The organism is Vibrio sp. Vb1018 (genome assembly GCF_033338775.1).
Lineage (GTDB): Bacteria > Pseudomonadota > Gammaproteobacteria > Enterobacterales > Vibrionaceae > Vibrio > Vibrio alginolyticus.
In genome coordinates this window covers 116,719-136,183 of sequence record NZ_JAWOTI010000012.1, presented here as the reverse complement: position 1 = coordinate 136,183, position 19,465 = coordinate 116,719, and the positions used below count along the sequence as shown (strand labels likewise).

Genomic DNA, 19,465 nt, shown 5'->3' with positions numbered 1-19,465 from the left:
TATTTATTTAAAGAGGCAGTGGAATACTGCCTCTTCGCTTTATCAAGGAAATAACAATGAAAACAAAGTCAGTATGTCTTACTTTTTTAGCACTTAGCCTCTCTGCTGGTGCGATTGCGAAGCCGCTTGTCATTGCGCACCGTGGCGCATCGGGCTACTTGCCTGAGCACACGCTAGAAGCCAAAGCACTTGCTTACGCAATGAAACCTGACTACATAGAGCAAGATGTGGTAATGACGAAAGACGACCAGTTGGTCGTGTTGCATGACCATTATCTCGATCGCGTAACGGATGTTGCGGAGCGTTTTCCTGATCGTGCACGTAAAGATGGTCGTTATTACGCGATTGATTTCACTCTGGCGGAAATCAAATCCTTGCGAGTTACCGAAGGGTTCAACATCGATGAGAAAGGCAACAAAGTAGCGGGCTATCCAACCCGATTCCCTATGTGGAAATCTGACTTCACCGTGCCGACGTTTGCTGAAGAGATTGAGCTGATCCAAGGCTTAAACAAAACGCTGGGTTATGACATCGGTATTTACCCAGAAATTAAAGCGCCTTGGTTCCATCGTCATGAAGGTAAGGACATTTCTAAAGCAGTACTTAAAGTCTTGAAGCAGTACGGTTACGGCTCTCAAGACGACAAAGTCTACCTTCAGTGTTTTGATGCGAATGAACTTCAACGCATCAACAGTGAACTCATGCCTGCAATGGACATGGACTTAAAGCTCGTTCAGCTTATGGCTTACACGGACTGGAACGAAACTATGGTGTACAAAGGCGACAAGGCAACACCATACAGTTATGACTGGATGTTCGAAGCCGACGGAATGAAGAAAGTAGCGAGTTACGCGGAAGGAATTGGACCTTGGAAGCCGATGCTGGTGGATGATAAGTCAACCAAAGACAATATCATCATCAAGCCGTTGATGAAGGCTGCAAAAGACGCTGGCTTGCAAGTGCATCCATACACGTTCCGCGCCGATCCAGGACGCATTCCAGCGTACACTGACAGCTTTGAAGGCATGATGGATGTGTACTACAACCAAGTAAAAGTGGATGGTTTGTTTACTGATTTCCCAGATAAAGCGGTCAGCTTTTTAAATCAGTAATCACGCATTTTGCTGTAAGCTAAAAAATCCCCCAACAGTTTCCTGCTGGGGGATTTTTCGTAGGGCTAATTCACGAATGAATTAGTTGTTTTTATGCAGTTCGCTGTTCAGTTCAACCGCGCTCTTGTTTGCAAGACACTCGATTTGACCTGTTACAGAGTTACGACGGAACAGTAGGTCAGAAACACCAGCAAGATCGCGGGCTTTCACAACTTCTACTTCTTGGCCTGCAGAATCTAGCATGCGCACTTTAGAACCAGCAGTTACGTACAGACCTGATTCGATAGTACAACGGTCACCCATTGGGAAGCCAAGACCTGCGTTCGCGCCTAGTAGAGAGTTTTCACCGATAGAAACCACAACTTTACCGCCGCCAGATAGCGTACCCATGATAGATGCGCCGCCGCCGATGTCAGAGCCGTTACCAACCACTACGCCAGCAGAGATACGACCTTCAACCATGCTCACGCCTGTTGTACCCGCGTTGAAGTTGATGAAGCCTTCGTGCATTACCGTTGTGCCTTCGCCAACGTGTGCGCCAAGACGTACGCGAGAAGTGTCAGCGATACGAACGCCAGTTGGTACCACGTAGTCCACCATTTTAGGGAACTTGTCTACGCAATCTACGCTTAGTGCACGACCCGCTAGGCGAGCTTCGATTTGACGCTCTGCTAGTTCAGGTAGGTCGATTGGACCTTCATTAGTCCATGCGATGTTGTGTAGTAGACCGAAGATACCGTCTAGTACCGTACCGTGTGGTTGAACTAGGCGATTAGAGATAAGTTGAAGTTTTAGGAAACCTTCAGCAACGCTTTGTGGCTGCTCGTCAGTGGCAAGGATAACCAGTACAAGTGGTTGTGCTGATTCTGCTGCTTTTGCTGCGAAAGAAGCGTTTGCCGCATCGCCGTTTGCTTCAAATGCTGCTGCCAGTTCTGCGCTTTGTGCTGCAAAGATCTCGATAGCTTGGTTGCCTTGCTCATAACCTGCTACTGCTGCTAGTGCGTTAACAAGCGCTTCGCTTGGGTTAAGAACTGGGTTTGGGAAAAACGCTTCGATGATTTTGCCGTCGCGGTTTTTAGTTGCCGTACCAAAGGCTAGAGAGAAGAAAGCCATAGTTGATCTCCATGTGTTGAGTCTTGTGTCTCGTCTGTTCACTGACAAGAAATAATTAAGTTGTCGGTCATCATAAAGAGAGTGTTGGGGAGTTTAAAGAGGGGAAATGGAGAAAGTCCGTAGATGGATACCTTTTGTCTTTTTAGAGATATGTTTGTCTGATGAGAAATGTGTCGCAAAAGCCTTATCAGGCCGATTTTGGGCAGAGACACAGTGAAGTGGGAGAAGGGAGCATCGCAAAAAAATAAGGGGAGGACCGAAGTCACTCCCCCTACACTGGGTTTGTTGGATTTACTGACTTTGGATAGTAAAGCGATAAATCGACTTAGAGGCTTAGCTCACCGACCTCTACTGCAAGTGCAACCGTTGCCCCTACCATTGGATTGTTGCCCATACCGATGAAGCCCATCATCGCTACGTGTGCTGGTACTGAAGAGCTACCCGCGAATTGCGCATCGGCGTGCATGCGACCCAAGGTATCTGTCATGCCGTAAGAGGCAGGACCTGCCGCCACGTTGTCTGGGTGTAGAGTACGACCAGTACCACCACCTGATGCCACAGAGAAGTAAGGCATGCCTTCACGGTTACGTTCTGCTTTGTAGATGCCTGCTACAGGGTGTTGGAAGCGAGTCGGGTTGGTTGAGTTACCAGTGATGCTCACATCCACTTGTTCTTTATGCATGATAGCCACGCCTTCACGCACATCGTCTGCACCGTAGCAAAGGATCTCACCACGTGGACCTTGGGAGAAACGGCGACGTTCTACTTCCACTAACTCACCAGTTTGGTAGTTGTACTGAGTGCGTACGTAAGTGAAACCATTGATGCGTGAGATTAGGTAAGCGGCGTCTTTACCCAAGCCATTTAGGATAACTTTCAACGGATTTTTTCGTGACTTGTTCACGTTCAATGCGATTTTGATAGCGCCTTCTGCCGCTGCGAATGACTCATGGCCCGCAAGGAAAGCGAAACAGCCACTTTCTTCATTCAATAGACGAGCCGCCAATGCACCGTGACCGATACCCACTCGGCGTTGTTCTGCGACGCTGCCTGGTTTTGTGCAGGCTTGAAGGCCTTCACCGATGATGTTTGCAGCTTCTTCAGCTGTTTTTGCTACGCGGAAAATCGCCAAAGCAGTGCCTAGCGTGTAGGCATCGGCAGCGCTTTCAAACGCGATAGGTTGAGTGTCCATCACTAGTGCTTTAGGGTCGATACCACGATCCATACAGTATTGGTAAGCCTCTTCCAGAGAAGAAAGTTGCATTTCGTCTAATGTGCGACGTACAGATTCAGTAATTGGAGTGTTCATAATCTCTTTCCTCTTGGTGGCAATTATTGTTGGCGTGGGTTGATGGTAGTTACGGCTTCGTCAAAACGACCGTAAGTCCCCGTCGCTTTGTCTGCGGCTTCTGCAGCAGATACGCCTTCGTTGATGGCTTTCATCATCTTGCCGAGGTTGAGATATTGGTAACCAATCACTTCTTTGTTTTCGTCTAGCGCGAGTTTTGTTACATAGCCTTCAGCCAACTCCATGTAACGCACGCCTTTTGCTTTGGTTGAGTAGCTAGTACCCACTTGGCTGCGTTGAGTTTGACCAAGATCTTCCAATGCCGCACCAATTTCTAAGCCGCCTTCAGAGAAAGCAGATTGCGTACGACCGTAAACAAATTGAAGGAAGATTTCGCGCATCGCGACGTTAATAGCATCACATACCAAGTCGGTATTCAGTGCTTCAAGAATGGTTTTGCCTGTTAGGATTTCTGCGGCCATCGCTGCTGATTGAGTCATGCCTGAACAGCCGATCGTTTCGATCAAAGCTTCTTCGATGATGCCGTTTTTGACGTTAAGGGTCAGTTTTGCTGCGCCTTGTTGAGGAGCACAAGCGCCAACTCCGTGGCTAAGACCAGAAATCGCGATAACGTCTTTTGGATTGATCATTGCGCCTTCAACAGGGATCGGTGCAGATGCATGAAGCTCGCCGCGTTGAATCGGGCACATTGATTGGATTTCGTGTGAATATTGCATAATGTTTTCCCAGTGTACGATATCCAGCCTATTTGTCAGTCTCAACGGCGTTGACTGCTCTTATTCGCTCCATCAAATAGAAAACTATGTTCAGGAGGTTCATGCGTTTGTCGCCTTGTTGAGTTAACAACTATTTTGGATATCTTTTTAATTTTTGAGAAAACAGGAGCGGGGTTGGAGAAGAGTTGAATTGCTCACTACAGAACTCTCGCTTTCACAACATAAGCGAAAGCACTTCCAACAGGGCTGACCTGTTTTCGTTTCTGTAGGAGTCATTAGCTTTAACAGCGGTTCGAATCTTTCGATTCCGGTGGCACCCCATCACCGGACCCATTTAGACTAGATCTAAGTCACACTAATCCGCAACATGAAATTTAGAGCAATTTGGGATATTAAATCGGTTCTTTATATTCTCAGAGATATATGGAGATAAACGGAAGGAATAAAAAAACGCCGCATAATGCGACGTTTTTTCTAAACAAATAAGAGGCTTATGCAGCGTCTTCTTGCTCGCTATCTTCTTCAACAGCTTCAAGCTTCTTTGCTTTTTTTGGTGCAGGTTTACGTTTTGCACCAAGAGCGTAAAGCACTTCTTCTTTGTTTTGCGCAAGGAACATTGCAAGATCTTCTTGCTTACCTTCGTCTTCTAGAAGTTCACTTTTACCCAGCAGTGAGAATAACTCGTCTGCCATATCCAGCATTTTGTCGTATGCGTCAGCTTCCGCTTTAGAGGTAAAAGTCATTTTCTCTTCTCCATTGCGTTCTACCACGTACTTGACGATTACAGCCATGGTTGGTCCCCTAATTTGGTGTATTGATACTGGCTTTTTATACAGTTTTTGACCAATCAAGTCTAGCGACAAGCCTCAGAATGAGAGACACGTACAACTAACTGACTAGCATTTAAACTATCTTGGTTTCACTTTGCGGATTTGTCCGCCAAAGGAAGGTTTGTTGGTCGCTCCCAATCTTGGCAAAATTCGATAAACGTTTTGAGCAATGGGCTTTGATATTTCTCTTTATGAACCAGTAACCAGAAGCGACGTTTCATATCTAAAGGCATGTCGAGCAGTTTTACGCGGCCGTCACGAATAGCAGGTTCTGCAGACAAACGTGACAAACAGCCCAAGCCTAACCCTGCCGATACTGAGTTGATCAACGCTTCGGTGGTATTGAGCTGAAAAGCTTCATGCCAATGTTCCAAGCGCGGCGCGACAACGCGCATAAAAAATTCGCGTGAACCAGAGCCTGCCTCTCGCAATATCCATTCACTGTTTTCTAGCTCGGTTAAGTTTACTGGCCCTTCGTGCGCGGCTGGGGAATTGGGCGCGCAAATCACGCACATTTCATCTTCGCTAAACTGGGTAGACTGCAATTCAGGGTGAAGTGTTTTGCCTTCAATGAGGGCTATGTCTAACTCGTAATCGGTCAGCATGTCGCAGATTTGTGCGGAGTTAGAAATGAACAGACTTTGAGAACGATGGTTCGTTTGCTGACGAAATTCGCTAAGCAAATAGGGCGCGACTTGGTTGCCAATGGTGTCGCTGGCACCAATGCGAAGTTGGCCCGATAGCGCTTGGTCACCATCGAAAATGCTCTCGATGTCCTTGGCTCGGTTGAGTAATTCATCCGCCAGTGGCAGTAATTTTTGACCTTCTTGGTTCAAAATCAGTCGGTTATTAACACGATCAAATAAGTGATGGCCGATCTGCTTTTCTAATTCTGAGAGTGCCATGCTCACTGCGGCTTTCGATAAAAAGAGACTATCAGAAGCCGCTGTGAGCGTTTTGTGCTGCGTGATCGTCGTAAACACTTTCAGTTGTTTAAGAGAAATGTGACTTGCCATACCCCACCGTTAAGTAATTCTGAACGTTTGTTTTAAATAATTAGATATATCGGAACGAAGTGCAAGCGTATTATACGTCTCATCAAGAGTGAGTCTGGTTGAGGTCATCATGATTCAAAGAACAAAAGCAAAAGTAATGGGAGCGCCAACTCCAATGGCGGGTTTGGCTCTTGGTATTGCAAGCTTGGGCTGGAGTTGGGAAAACTTCGCCGAATTACATGGCTACGGACAGTGGATTAGTGCGGGTATCGCGAGCATATTGTTGGCTATATTGGCAACCAAGTTTTTGCTACATAATCATCTATTGAGACAAGATCTTGCTCATCCGGTTGTGGGCAGCGTGGTTCCGACATTTGCGATGGGCACTATGGTGGTATCGAACTCTCTCGGCCATTTTTACCCATTAGCTGGCGATGCGCTTTGGCTGATTGCGGTGGTTTTGCACATCGTATTCTTGGTGAGCTTTGTTTACCATCGCGCCAAAGATTTTGAATTGCACCACATGGTTCCTAGTTGGTTTGTACCGCCTGTGGGTATCATCGTTGCGGATGTGTCTTTCTCTGGCAACCCTATGTTAGCACCAGTGGCACAAGGTGCATTGATGTTTGGTATGGTGGCGTACGCGATCATGTTGCCGATGATGATTTACCGTTTCATGTTTACCCATGAAATTCCGGATGCAGCAAAACCAACCATGGCAATTATGGCGGCGCCAGCAAGTCTATCATTGGCAGGGTACTTAACGGTCACTGCGACACCATCACCAGTGATCATCGCTATGCTATTTGGTATCGCGGTATTGATGACAGCCATCATATATCTCGCGTTCTTTAAATTGCTTAGACTGCCATTCAGCCCTGGCTATGCAGCGTTTACCTTCCCGATGGTGATCGGTGCGACGGCGCTGTTTAAAATGGCGAATTGGATGGAGTTGCAAGGATTGGCTGCGCACTATGTTCAACAAGTGCGAGGCTTAGCTGGTCTTGAGTTGATTGTGGCAACATTTGTTGTCTCTTATGTGGCCTTACAATACATCAACAACTTGTTGATTCAGCCACGCTTGATGCACGCTCATCACGCTTAAATAGCAGATAGGAAAAAGCCTCTTGGTCTTACAACCAAGAGGCTTTTTTATTTCAATCGGCGTCGATGTTGGACGCTAGCCTTTTTTGTAAAATCGCGACATCTCATCCAGAGAATGACGAATGATATCGACAGGAACTTTCTGTTCTTTCTCGACTTTTAACTGGCGATTCAGTTGCTGAGAGTGCCCGCCAGGGTTGACCACAAGCATCAGTTCTTTGCCGACCAATGCATAGTTGTAGTAGCTGCCTGCAATATACCAATCGCGAGAGGCAGAGCTATCAAACAAGTTATGACCAACGCTGTATGAACTCGTTGTGCCTTGAACGTCAAACAGCGTATTCATCATGGTTGGCACGACGTCAAAATGGGTCGTGCGGTAATCAACTTGCTCTGGCTGACGATTTGGCATGTACACGTAAAGAGGCACATGCACTTGAACGTCACTGTAATTACCCGTGTGGCCCCAATAGTTCATCTTATGGTCATTAAACTCTTCACCATGATCTGATGAAATCACCACAATGGTGTTGTCTAAGTCGACGTTTTTCAGCACATCACCAATCAAGCTGTCGATGTAGTACAACGAGTTCTTGTATCGATTGTGGTAAAGCGAAGCGTCAAAATCGTTGTTGAGCAAAATGTGGTCAACGCGTTCCCAGTATGGTTTGAATTTCGCAAATTCAGGTTCAGGAAACACCGTGCCGTGGGCGGCATCGTAGAACAGAAAACCAAAGTACGGCTTGTCGCTGTCCTGCTTTTGGAACTCGATGAACTTGTCTGTTATCTGCTGATCGCGCTCGACAGCTGTTTCCCCAGTTTGTTTCAGGGTCAAATCCGACACTTTTTTGAATACCGTGCGAGAGAGTGGCGGACTGGTGAGCGGTGCTGAGCCAAAAATGCCCATGCGGTAGCCTTCTGCTTGCAGCGTATCCATAAACACAGGAGAGCGTTGACTTGCGTAAAAGCTTTCCCAGTAGGTCGCGGGCAAGCTGTAAAACAGGCTGAAAATACCCGCTTGAGTTGAGTTGCCGCCGCTCATATGTTGTGTGAAATTCACCGTTTTTTCGGCGAACTTGCTGACATTTGGCATGACTTCCGGCGTCGCATCACTGTAGCGCCACGCGTCAACCAAGATAAACAAAACATTGGGCAGTTTCTCTTTGCTTTGCACTTGAATCGGCGCAAGCGGGTAGTTGAGTGAGCTACGTTCAATGTTGGTTAACTCTACGCGGTTCTTCGATGCAATGTTCTCATCCACTAGGTCGTGTTTGTAAATAAATTTACGAGCCGTCAGCGGGTAGTAAAGTGGCCAGTTATTCGAAAACTGACTGACTTCATCGTCGTAAAGTGCGTTTTTGTACGCATGAATCATCTGTGTGCTAAGCAATACAGCAAACCAAACGCTGATCAAAACGAACTTAGCTCGGCTTTCTGACAGTTGATTACTTACCCAAACGGTACAGGCGAGCCCGATCACCAGAACGGCAACTTCACTGACGAAGATAAGCCAACTCATCCAAGAAATATCGAAGACATCACCGCCACCTTCGAAAAACATACGGATTAATAGGGCGTTGATGTGAAGTTTGTATTGCTGAAAAACGAGGATATCGACTTTAAACATGATCAATAGACAGATCGCGATAGCGATCACGATACCTTTGAATGCTCGAGTCGGTAGAAAAGAGAGCAATAAACTCAACAACATAAATGGAAGAGCGATCAAGCCCAGCCAGCCATATTGAGTCGAAACCAAATAGTAACCTTGCAACAAGGTTAGCGGTTCATTCTGATTGTTAGACAACACAAAAGGATAACAAGCGATCGACAGGTACACTGCAAAGCAAGCAAAAAAAGCAATCAGCCAAGCGCTGTTGGAAGACAGTTTGCGAAACATACTTTTTGTTTGTTTATAAATTATGGGTAGAGGGAGTATAAAACAGTGTTTTTTATTATGGAATAGTTGCGACGAATGTCACATTTTGTATGGAAGTGTCAGACTTGATTGACATGTGAAAATTCAGAAGATTCATACTCTATTTGAGTGATATATAACCTTTTGTTTTTTCCGAACGCGAGATCACTGCGGGTTTAAATAGGGCTGTGCTAAGCTAGCTAACAGTTTCAATCGGCGCTCGGTATTCCCAATTTGTTTACTGTTTATCACTCCAACCAAGTTGACGTTCTTAAATCACTCCTTGTCGAACTGATTCGAATCAGTCCGCTGGAAAACCCGTTCGAAAAAGAACAAATTCTGGTTCAAAGTCCAGGCATGTCCCAGTGGCTAAAAATGGAATTGGCCAAAGAGTTTGGTGTTGCCGCGAACATTGATTTTCCGCTCCCTGCGACTTTCATTTGGGAAATGTTTACGCAGGTATTGCCAGACGTGCCAAAACGCAGTGCGTTTAACAAAGAAGCGATGACGTGGAAGTTGATGCATTTGCTTCCGGGGCTTCTCAACCAAGAGGTGTTTTCGCCGTTAGCGCAGTACCTCAAAGATGACAGTGACCACTCTAAGCTGTATCAGCTGGCTGAGAAAATTGCCGATATTTTCGATGGTTACTTGGTGTATCGTCCGGAATGGATCGCAAGTTGGGAAGCCGGGAAGAGTGTGGCAGAGTTGGAAGATGAGCATCCGTGGCAGCCGATCTTATGGCAAGCGTTGTATGATCACACTGTGTCGTTAGGGCAGTCTCCATATCACCGTGCCAACCTTTATGAGCACTTTATCGACACGTTAGCGAGTTTTAACGGCAATTTTGACCATTTACCCAAGCGTTTGTTTGTTTTTGGCATTTCTTCGTTGCCGCCTCGCTATATGGATGCGCTAAAAGCAATTGGCGAACACATCGACGTGCATCTGATGTTCACTAACCCTTGTCGTTATTACTGGGGTGAAGTTCGAGATCGCAAATATCTGGCTCGTTTGGCGGCGAAACATCGTCAGCACGTTGTGTGGCAGGACGATCACTCGGAAGTGCAAGGTGAAACTGAGCAACTGAAAGGATCACTGGAAGATAATGTGATCGATGAGCTGCACACCGATGTGGTCGGAAACAGTCTGTTGGCGTCCATGGGTAAACTCGGGCGCGACAATATGTATCTGTTGTCTCAGCTGGAATCTCATGAAATTGAAGCCTTTGTTGATGTTGAGCGCGACAGTCTGCTCCATCAATTGCAAGCGGATATTCTCAATCTTGAAGAACATCAAGATGACCAACAGATTGAAAACAGTCATCACAAACAAGTGGTTAGCTTGGGTGATAAATCACTGAGCCTACACGCTTGTCACAGCCCGATGCGTGAAGTGGAAGTGCTGCATGATCAACTATTGGCGATGTTCGATGCTGACTCAACGTTAAAACCGCGCGATATTATCGTGATGGTCGCGGACATCAACGCTTACAGCCCTGCGATTCAGGCGGTCTTTGGTAACGCACCGGGTGAGCGTTTTATTCCCTATTCGATTTCTGACCGAACCGCCGATCAAGAGAGCCCAATTCTGGCCGCATTTATGCAGTTGGTGAACTTACCCAATACGCGCTGTTTGGCATCAGAACTACTCGAACTTTTGGAAACTCCGGCGATATTAAAGCGTTTTGAACTCAGCGAAGATGATTTCTTACAAGCCAAACAATGGGTTGAGGAATCGGGGATTCGCTGGGGGTTGGATGCCAATACCGGACGCGAATTTGAACTGCCGGAAACCCGTCAAAACACATGGCAATTTGGTATTCAACGCATGTTGCTTGGCTACGCGATGCCAGAATCCGCAGGTTTGTTTGAAACCGAGCAAGGCAGTTTATCTCCGTACAACGAAGTGCAAGGCATGGGTGCAGAGCTGGCGGGCAAGTTGGCACACTTTATCCAACAAATTAGCACTTATCGAAGCAAACTTTCTCATGTTCAGACTATTGATGGTTGGCGAGAGACTTTGGTTTCACTGCTGGATGACTTCTTCTCAGTTGAGTTAGAAGGCGAAATGGCGCTCAAATCCATTCGCGATACGCTCAGCCAACTCAAAGAGCAATTAGCTGATGCCGCATTTGATGATGCGTTGTCGCCGTCGATCATCAGCCAATACCTTCAAAACAAATTATCTGGCACACGAGTCAGCCAGCGCTTCCTGGCTGGTCAAGTGAACTTTTGTACCCTGATGCCGATGCGCTCTATTCCGTTTAGAACCGTTTGTCTACTGGGGATGAATGACGGCGTGTACCCACGCTCCATGCCGCCAGAAGGCTTTGACTTGATGACCGGAAGAACCAAACCGGGCGACCGTTCGCGTCGAGATGATGACCGTTACCTATTCCTCGAAGCAATGCTATCGGCACAGCAAACGCTCTACATCAGTTATGTTGGCCGTTCAATCCAAGACAATACCGAGCGAGTACCTTCGGTTCTGGTTTCTGAGCTGATGGAATACTGCCACCAAAACTATTGTTTAAGTGGTGATGAAGCGTTGCCCGTTGATGAGTCTGGCGACAACTTATTAAATGCGTTGGTGAATACCCACGCCATGGTGCCGTTTAGCCCAAGGGCGTTCCAAGGCATGCACGCCAGCTACGCGAAAGAGTGGATTCCGGCGGCATTGACTCAAAGTAGTCAATCGCAAGGCTATGTTCGTCGTGATTTTAATCGGGCATTAGACGACTATCTGTTAGGAGCGACGTTCCCACTTGAGCTCGACTTAGTAGAGTTGCAACGTTTCTGGCGCTTACCTGTGCAGTATTTTTTCAATCGTCGTTTAAAAGTAATCTTTGAACCGCCGCTACCGGTGATGGAAGACGACGAACCCTTTGTTTTAGGTGGTTTGGAAAGCTATCAAATGCGTGATGAGCTGTTAGAAACCTTGCTTGAAACGACATTGATGCAGCCAGAGAAAAAAACAGAGGTGCTTAAACACTTTATGAGTCAACAGCGCGCGCAAGGCAAACTGCCGGTGGGGGCGTTTGGTGATATCGAGTTTGAAACCAACCGAGTTCAGGCGGAAGAGCTGGTGGATAAACTGGCGTTTTTATCTGGTGCGCCTCAAGACGATTTGGAAATCGACCTGACGTTTGATTCCTTGTTTGAGCGAAATGAAGGCGAAGAGAAAAACGTTCGCCTAACAGGTTGGCTAACTCAATGCTACCAATCCGGTTTGATTCGCTATCGAAGCGGTAAGATTCGCTCGCAGGATTACCTTGCTGCGTGGATCGATCACCTTGCCATGTCGGCGTCGGGTCATGCTAAGAAAACCCACATCATTGGTTACGATCGTAAAGAAGGCGCGCTGCATTTGATCTACCCAGAAATTGCCGATGCTCAGTATGCCAAACAGCTACTGACTGAATTAGTTCGCTTATTCTTCGAAGGCATGACTAAGCCTTTGCCTTATTTCCCGAAAACGGCGTTGGCTTGTGTTGAAGCGGGCTTTAGTCGCGGTCAGTGGGTAGATGACGAAGAGAAATCTTTGAAGAAAATGGCTGACGCATTCAATGATGGCTTCATGAGCCCGGGCGAAGGCAATAATGCGTACATCTCTCGAATTTGGCCTGCTTGGAATGATGAGTTGGCCTCAGAAGTTCGTTTGCTGACAGCATTAGTTTTGCAAGGTGCGCGCTTAGCGGTTCAAGACGCTGATGACGTAAAAGCGTAATAAAGACAGTTGGATAAAGAGAAGGAAGAGTAGGGTGGCCGCCAGAAAATCATTATTTTTTGTAGGGCGTTCGCTGTACGGCCACAAGGTCAGAGGGACCATGATACTTTTGTTTAATTCATTTGAGTTGTGCCGCCAAAAGGTTTGGCTTATCTCGTGGGGCGCATACTAACGGTACGTCTTATGGATAACCGTGAGAAAGATCTCACAAAGCTCTAAATTATCCAACTTGTTAAACATATTAATAGAATTTTTAACTATAGATCACATTTATTAGGTGATACGTCCTAGTAAATAATCCGGAGAGATTCAGCGTTATGGATCAAATGTCAGGTGCAGAGTGTCCTCTACATACATTAGACCGCACAGAGCAACCTCAACCAACGCCACTAGAACCGATGACGTTTCCTCTGCATGGTGCGAGGTTAATCGAGGCATCAGCAGGTACAGGTAAAACCTTCACTATTGCAGGTTTATATCTGCGCCTTTTGCTTGGTCACGGCAGCGCGGAAACTCGACATCGCGTACCGCTTACGGTCGACCAAATTCTGGTCGTAACCTTTACCGAAGCGGCAACTGCGGAATTACGCGATCGTATCAGGGCAAGAATCCATGATGCGCGAATCGCGTTTGCGCGTGGACAGAGTTCCGATCCGGTGATCCAACCTTTGCTTAATGAGTTTGACGATCACAAGCAAGCCGCAGAAATTTTATTGCAGGCAGAGCGTCAGATGGACGAGGCGGCAGTCTACACCATTCACGGTTTTTGCCAACGTATGCTAACGCAAAATGCGTTTGAATCTGGCAGCCGATTTAATAACGAGTTTGTGACCGATGAAAGTCACCTAAAAGCGCAAGTTGTAGCCGATTACTGGCGCCGCAATTTCTACCCGTTGCCATTTACTTTGGCTGGAGAAATTCGCCAGCTATGGGGCTCTCCATCTGCGTTGTTGTCTGACATCAGCAATTACTTAACTGGTGCGCCGTTAAGCCTTTCTGTTCCGGCAATGAAAGGCAGTTTGGCTGATCTTCATACTGAAAATTTGAAAAAAATTGATGAATTAAAAGCACAGTGGCGAGAAAGCCAAGATGACTTCTTGACGCTGATTTCAGATTCAGATATTAGCAAACGCAGCTACACCAAAAAGTCTCTGCCGACGTGGTTGGAGGCGGTAAACGCTTGGGCAGCAACGGAAACCACAGGTTACGATTATCCAGACAAGCTGGAGAAATTCGCGCAAAACGTCTTGTTGGAAAAAACACCGAAAGGTAGTGTGCCGCAGCACGCGGTATTTGAAGCCATTGAAACATTTCTTGCTAACCCAATCAGCTTAAAAGCGCCACTGCTTGCTCATGCGATTGAGCATTGTCGTGTGATGCTGGCCAACGCGAAAAATCAAAAACAGTGGCTCTCTTTCGATGATTTGCTGACACAACTTTCTGCTTCTATCGATACGGACGAAAGCGAGCTTTTAGCGGCGCGTATTCGTACTTTGTATCCTGTCGCAATGATTGACGAGTTCCAAGATACCGACCCGCTTCAATACAGTATTTTCAGCCGTATTTATCTGAACAACCCGGAATGTGGTTTGTTTATGATCGGGGACCCCAAGCAGGCGATTTATGGCTTTCGTGGCGCAGACATTTTCACTTATATCAAAGCGCGTAACCAAGTAAGTGCCCACTACACGTTAGGAACCAACTGGCGTTCTAGCGCAGATATGGTGCAGGCGGTAAACCAAGTATTTGCTTTACCAGACAGTCCATTTATCTATGATTCGGATATTCCGTTCTTACCCGTTAAGTACAGTCCCAATGCCGAAAAACGCATTTGGACTATGGGTGGCCAAAAGCAACCCGCGCTGACCTATTGGTTGCAAGAAGCGGACGATAAACCGCTACCAAAAGGCGAGTATTTGACTCGAATGGCAGAGGCGACTGCAAGCCAAATCCAAACTATTTTGACGCAGGCTCAACAGGGGCAAGCGTGTCTGGTGAATGGCGAAAAACAGAAAGCGGTTCAAGCGGGCGATATTGCGGTGTTGGTTCGAACAAGTAGTGAAGGTCGAATGATCAAACAAGCGCTGGCTGAACAAGGCATTGCCAGCGTGTACCTGTCTAACCGAGACAGTGTGTTTACCAGTTCAGTGGCGCAGGATCTACAGCGTCTGCTGCAAGCGGTGCTGACTCCAGAAAATGACCGTGCGCTGCGTGCAAGTCTTGCTTCTGAGCTGTTTGCCCTCGACGCAGCAAGTTTGGATGCACTTAATAACGATGAAATTGTGTGGGAAAACGCCGTAAACGAATTCAAAGAATATCGCAAACTTTGGATTCAACGTGGTGTGCTGCCGATGTTGCGCGCGGTGATCAGCAAACGCCATATTGCCGAGCGATTACTAGAAGAAGGTGCGAGTTCACAGGGTGAAAATGGTGAGCGAGTACTTACCGATTTAATGCACATTGGTGAACTGCTTCAACACGCCAGTAATGAACTGGATAGCGACCACGGTCTGCTGCGTTGGCTCGCTCAGTCTATCAGTGATGCGGAAAACGGTTTGGGTGGCAGTGATGACCAAATCCAACGTTTAGAATCGGAACGTAACTTAGTGCAGATCGTAACTATTCACAAATCAAAAGGCTTGGAGTATGACCTCGTATTTCTGCCGTTTGTGTTCAGCTATCGAGAAGCCAGTGAAGCCAAATATTACGATGCAGCCAATGACCGCACGGTACTGGATATCACTGGCAACGATGCGTCCATGAAGCAAGCGGACAAAGAGCGTTTGGCGGAAGACTTACGCTTGATATACGTGGCACTAACGCGTGCTGTGTATGCGTGTTTTATTGGAGCCTCGCCTTTGCGCAATGGTCGTTCGACCAAAGAGCCAACTGGCGTACACCGCAGTGCGATTGGCTATTTGATTCAGAATGGTCAAGAAGGTGGCATCAACGATTTGCACCAAGGTTTAACAAAGCAACAAGACGATCTTGATTGTGTCGTTGTGGCCGATCCGCCGCAGCAACTCGAAGACAAGTACGTAGCGCCACAAGAAGAAATACACGATCTTAGCGCGAAAGAGCTGCAAAACTCTATCGACAGAAACTGGCGCATCACCAGTTATTCTGGCTTGGTCAAGCAAGGCTCTCATCACGCCGAGCATGATGCCACGATTGAGATTACAGGTTTCGATATCGACTCATCTGAAGAACAAGACGAAGCGGATTTGGTGGAGCCAGAGCGTTCGATTTTTACCTTCCCTCGTGGTGCGCGTCCGGGTACGTTCCTGCACAGCCTGTTTGAGGAAATTGAATTTACTCAGCCAGCCACGACGGAAGAGAATACACAAATCATCCTTGGCTTGATGGAAAGCGAACAGCTCGATGAAGAGTGGTTGCCCATTTTACAGCAATTGATTGATACCGTACTCGCAACGCCGTTGGATGGTAAGTCTTTGCTGCTGAATCAAAAAGCACCGTCGCAACGTTTGGTGGAGATGGAGTTTTTGCTGCCGATTGAAGTTTTGTCTGCACCGGCGTTAAACCGAGTCATTCAACGTCACGATCCGTTGTCGGCGAAAGCGGGGGATTTAGGTTTCCAAACCGTGCAAGGCATGCTCAAAGGTTTTATCGACTTGGTGTTTGAACATCAAGGTAAATACTACGTGCTTGACTGGAAATCGAATCATCTTGGCGACGATGTGACGCACTACCATGGTGAGCCTCTGAAATCGGCGATGGCAGATCACCGCTACGATTTGCAGTATCAGATTTATGCGTTAGCACTGCATCGTTTCCTACGTAGCCGATTGGCCAATTATGATTATGAACAGCACTTCGGTGGCGTGTATTACTTGTTCTTGCGCGGCATGGATGGGCAGAGTGACCACGGCATTTTTGCCGCGAAACCAACCTTAGACTTCTTACAAGAGATGGATCGTTTGATTGATGGTCAAGCACTTGAAACGCGCTCAACTCAAGCCGGGCAGATGGAGCTACTTTAATGACGACAAATCACAATCTTCATTCTGACCAAGATAGTCTATTGGTAGTGCTGGAACGCTTGGCGCACAAAGGTGCTATTCGTCAGCTCGACTACCAATTCGCCTGCTTTATTGATTCTCAAACGCATGATGAACAGTCGGACAGTCAAGCATTGGCGTTTATCGCGGGTGTTGTCAGTAGTGAGCTCGGCAAAGGACATATCTGTCTGTCTCTGTTCGATGCACAAGGGCAATCTGCGGATTTAGCCAGTAAGTTAGGGCTGTTTGGTGAGTCGGCATTGGCGCTCAACACACAGTTGCAAGGCATAGACTGGATTCAAGTATTACAAAATTCCAGCGTGGTCGGCGCGCAAGGAGAAGCCTTGCCTTTAATGTTCGATGGTGAGCGTCTGTATCTGCATCGCTATTGGCATTATGAAGTGACACTGGCGGAAAAGCTCAATCAGCTGGGCGCCGCAGTTAACTTGCAACCACAAGAGTTTGCGCGATTATCCGAGTTGCTCAACCATCTGTTCGCACGCCAATACCATTTTCTGTTTAACGCGTTAGGCAAAGCAGTAGAAGCGGGAAGCAGCAACCAAGTGTTGCGTCAACAATTGGTTTGTGACCACCTTGATGTGGTCGCAAGCGAATCGTTGGATTGGCACGCCATTGATTCCGTGCTTAGCAATGCGCGCAAGGTTCAGGATTTACAAACACTGGATGAACTCGTGCCACTCTCGGCTTGCGTGAACTGGCAAAAAGTCGCGGCGGCAGTTGCGTTAACCCGTCGATTTGCTGTGATTTCTGGTGGCCCAGGTACGGGTAAAACGACGACAGTAACCAAATTGCTTGCTGCTTTGATTGAACAGGCGACGCAAGAGAAAAATCTAACCATCAAGCTGGTGGCCCCGACGGGGAAAGCGGCGGCGCGATTAACCGAGTCCATTGGTAAAGCAGTGCAAGAACTGCCAGCTTCTCCGGAGCTTAAAGCCAAAATTCCGACTGAATCAAGCACCTTACATCGGTTGCTGGGTGCGATTCCTAATAGTGCAGAATTTCGTCACAACAAGCAAAATCCACTGCATTTGGATATTTTAGTTATCGACGAAGCGTCGATGGTCGATTTACCAATGATGTACAAAGTGGTCGATGCCTTACCGAAACATGCGCGGCTGATTTTGCTAGGTGATAAAGATCAACTTGCCTCAGTTGAAGCAGGGGCAGTGTTGGGTGATATCTGTTCGTTCCATGCGTTGGGTTATGGCAAAGAGCAGGCGTCAGCCATCGCAAAACTGACGGGCTTCGATACTTTAGCCCATACGGGTAACAGTGCATCTAGCATTGCTGATAGTTTATGTATGCTGCAAAAGAGCTACCGATTTGATACTCGCTCAGGCATTGGTCAGTTGGCAAAAGCGGTTAACTCCGGTTCTGCTGCGAGCGTAGATAACGTCTGGGCGCGTGACTTTTCTGACATCGAACATTTCGCGCTAAGTAGTCAACATTACAACCAAATGATGCAGACGTTGGTGCAGGAATACGGTCGTTACCTCAAACGCATTGGACAACAGGAAACTGATCCTAAAACCGGAGAGCTAGAGTCGCTAACGCACAAAGCCAAAGCGGTGTTAGATACCTTCAACCAATGCCGATTGCTGTGCGCGATCCGTGAAGGTGACTTCGGTGTGGCTGGGCTAAACCAACGCATCGAGAAAGCGCTCGCGGCGCGCAAGTTCATTCAAGTTCAGGATGAAATTTGGTATCACGGCAGACCCGTCATGGTTACGCGTAATGATCACGGTTTAGGTTTGTATAACGGTGATATTGGTATTTGCATGCGAGATGACAGTGAAGAAGAACCGCGTTTGAAAGTCTTTTTTGAGTTACCTGACGGCAGTGTGAAATCGGTCTTGCCAAGCCGAGTACCTGAACATGAAACGGCTTACGCTATGACCATCCATAAATCGCAAGGCAGTGAATTTGATTACACCCTGATGATTTTGCCACCAGACTTTAGCCCGATATTAACCCGTGAGTTGATTTACACAGGCATTACCCGCGCGAAAAAGCGTTTAGCTCTTTACGCCGAACTTAATGTTCTGAAGCGAGGCATTAAGGTGAAAACCACTCGTGCGAGTGGGTTAGTACAGCGGCTTACTAACTAAAACAAGAAGACCGAGCTTATGGCTCGGTCTTCTTTTATGCATGTTTTGCAAACGCATTGGTAAAAGACACGCTGCGTATTTTGTATTGCTGTTGATAAGCAAGAATAAAATCTCGGATAGCGTCATTTACGGGGAAAACACAGTGGACGTCTAGGCCTTCTAAAAACTGATTGTCAGCCATATCCCAGAAGCTTTGAAGCGAATTACAAATGATTGTTCTCATAACAGTGCTCGTCTCGGCTTATTTAAAGTCAGATTAACAACTGTCCTTGGTGTGCAATACGGAGCTAACTAGTTTTTCAATTGCCCAGTATTTTAGGGTGAAGGCTACATTACATCACCTAGATCCATTCGTATTGGTTAAAAACCAATCACTAGCGAGCAGAGTATAGCCAACCAAATGTATATTTAAAAGATAAAATTGGAACGAAAATCAAGCAATGGTTTGCGCATTTCTAAGTTGGGTTTACATGATGACCCGCTAGTCCGGAGTA

General features: G+C 47.0%; 12 protein-coding genes and 1 riboswitch. Of the genes, 5 read left to right on the top strand and 7 right to left on the bottom strand.

The genetic code is table 11. The annotated features are described in order from the left end of the window. The first annotated feature begins 56 nt into the window (after window positions 1–56). The gene (glpQ, locus tag R7Z10_RS14300; protein ID WP_005380201.1) at window positions 57–1,112 is read left to right on the top strand and encodes a glycerophosphodiester phosphodiesterase; all 1,056 of its coding nucleotides are present in this window, start codon (window positions 57–59) and stop codon (window positions 1,110–1,112) included. An 81-nt stretch (window positions 1,113–1,193) separates the two neighbouring features. Here the strand turns inward: glpQ and dapD are convergent, their stop codons facing one another. The 5 genes from dapD to R7Z10_RS14275 all read right to left on the bottom strand — a co-directional run bounded on the left by dapD (window position 1,194) and on the right by R7Z10_RS14275 (window position 6,096). Next, a complete protein-coding gene (gene dapD / locus R7Z10_RS14295; protein WP_318105110.1) occupies window positions 1,194–2,225 on the bottom strand; it encodes a 2,3,4,5-tetrahydropyridine-2,6-dicarboxylate N-succinyltransferase in 1,032 nt (343 codons plus the stop codon). 325 nt (window positions 2,226–2,550) lie between these two features. Next, a complete protein-coding gene (locus R7Z10_RS14290) occupies window positions 2,551–3,534 on the bottom strand; it encodes a GGGtGRT protein (protein WP_005391709.1) in 984 nt (327 codons plus the stop codon). 23 nt (window positions 3,535–3,557) lie between these two features. Continuing rightward, on the bottom strand, window positions 3,558–4,250 hold the full coding sequence (locus R7Z10_RS14285; protein ID WP_005391710.1) for an iron-sulfur cluster assembly scaffold protein: 693 nt from the start codon (window positions 4,248–4,250) through the stop codon (window positions 3,558–3,560). A 259-nt stretch (window positions 4,251–4,509) separates the two neighbouring features. After that, a riboswitch (Fluoride riboswitch) is annotated at window positions 4,510–4,585 on the bottom strand. A 156-nt stretch (window positions 4,586–4,741) separates the two neighbouring features. Beyond that, the gene (locus R7Z10_RS14280; protein ID WP_005380208.1) at window positions 4,742–5,041 is read right to left on the bottom strand and encodes a YebG family protein; all 300 of its coding nucleotides are present in this window, start codon (window positions 5,039–5,041) and stop codon (window positions 4,742–4,744) included. A gap of 128 nt (window positions 5,042–5,169) precedes the next feature. Beyond that, window positions 5,170–6,096: a LysR substrate-binding domain-containing protein gene (locus R7Z10_RS14275; RefSeq protein ID WP_017636009.1), complete on the bottom strand. Its 927-nt coding sequence runs from the start codon at window positions 6,094–6,096 to the stop codon at window positions 5,170–5,172. Window positions 6,097–6,205: 109 nt separating this feature from the next. On the opposite strand from R7Z10_RS14275, the gene R7Z10_RS14270 reads away from it, so the two are divergent. Beyond that, a complete protein-coding gene (locus tag R7Z10_RS14270; RefSeq protein WP_017636010.1) occupies window positions 6,206–7,180 on the top strand; it encodes a TDT family transporter in 975 nt (324 codons plus the stop codon). Between the two features lie 75 nt (window positions 7,181–7,255). Here R7Z10_RS14270 and R7Z10_RS14265 read toward each other — a convergent pair whose 3' ends face one another. After that, window positions 7,256–9,079 (bottom strand): DUF3413 domain-containing protein, encoded by a 1,824-nt coding sequence (locus R7Z10_RS14265; protein ID WP_238975026.1) that lies wholly within the window; start codon window positions 9,077–9,079, stop codon window positions 7,256–7,258. 252 nt (window positions 9,080–9,331) lie between these two features. Between R7Z10_RS14265 and recC the strand changes: the two genes are divergently transcribed. From recC to recD, 3 genes are all read left to right on the top strand, one after another. Continuing rightward, a complete protein-coding gene (recC, locus tag R7Z10_RS14260) occupies window positions 9,332–12,823 on the top strand; it encodes an exodeoxyribonuclease V subunit gamma (RefSeq protein ID WP_318105106.1) in 3,492 nt (1,163 codons plus the stop codon). A 326-nt stretch (window positions 12,824–13,149) separates the two neighbouring features. After that, on the top strand, window positions 13,150–16,824 hold the full coding sequence (gene recB / locus R7Z10_RS14255) for an exodeoxyribonuclease V subunit beta (protein ID WP_318105120.1): 3,675 nt from the start codon (window positions 13,150–13,152) through the stop codon (window positions 16,822–16,824). Then, window positions 16,824–18,971: an exodeoxyribonuclease V subunit alpha gene (gene recD / locus R7Z10_RS14250; protein ID WP_258497154.1), complete on the top strand. Its 2,148-nt coding sequence runs from the start codon at window positions 16,824–16,826 to the stop codon at window positions 18,969–18,971. The genes recB and recD overlap by 1 nt, the downstream gene beginning before the upstream one ends. Before the next feature lie 34 nt (window positions 18,972–19,005). Here recD and R7Z10_RS14245 read toward each other — a convergent pair whose 3' ends face one another. After that, a complete protein-coding gene (locus tag R7Z10_RS14245; RefSeq protein ID WP_005380230.1) occupies window positions 19,006–19,194 on the bottom strand; it encodes a hypothetical protein in 189 nt (62 codons plus the stop codon). Between the last annotated feature and the right edge of the window lie 271 nt (window positions 19,195–19,465).

Excerpts from the sequence above, each read along its gene's own strand:
- glpQ (WP_005380201.1), top strand. The coding sequence starts at position 57 with ATGAAAACAAAGTCAGTATGTCTTACTTTTTTAGCACTTAGCCTCTCT.
- dapD (WP_318105110.1), bottom strand. The coding sequence starts at position 2,225 with ATGGCTTTCTTCTCTCTAGCCTTTGGTACGGCAACTAAAAACCGCGAC.
- R7Z10_RS14290 (WP_005391709.1), bottom strand. The coding sequence starts at position 3,534 with ATGAACACTCCAATTACTGAATCTGTACGTCGCACATTAGACGAAATG.
- R7Z10_RS14285 (WP_005391710.1), bottom strand. The coding sequence starts at position 4,250 with ATGCAATATTCACACGAAATCCAATCAATGTGCCCGATTCAACGCGGC.
- R7Z10_RS14280 (WP_005380208.1), bottom strand. The coding sequence starts at position 5,041 with ATGGCTGTAATCGTCAAGTACGTGGTAGAACGCAATGGAGAAGAGAAA.
- R7Z10_RS14275 (WP_017636009.1), bottom strand. The coding sequence starts at position 6,096 with ATGGCAAGTCACATTTCTCTTAAACAACTGAAAGTGTTTACGACGATC.
- R7Z10_RS14270 (WP_017636010.1), top strand. The coding sequence starts at position 6,206 with ATGATTCAAAGAACAAAAGCAAAAGTAATGGGAGCGCCAACTCCAATG.
- R7Z10_RS14265 (WP_238975026.1), bottom strand. The coding sequence starts at position 9,079 with ATGTTTCGCAAACTGTCTTCCAACAGCGCTTGGCTGATTGCTTTTTTT.
- recB (WP_318105120.1), top strand. The coding sequence starts at position 13,150 with ATGTCAGGTGCAGAGTGTCCTCTACATACATTAGACCGCACAGAGCAA.
- recD (WP_258497154.1), top strand. The coding sequence starts at position 16,824 with ATGACGACAAATCACAATCTTCATTCTGACCAAGATAGTCTATTGGTA.
- R7Z10_RS14245 (WP_005380230.1), bottom strand. The coding sequence starts at position 19,194 with ATGAGAACAATCATTTGTAATTCGCTTCAAAGCTTCTGGGATATGGCT.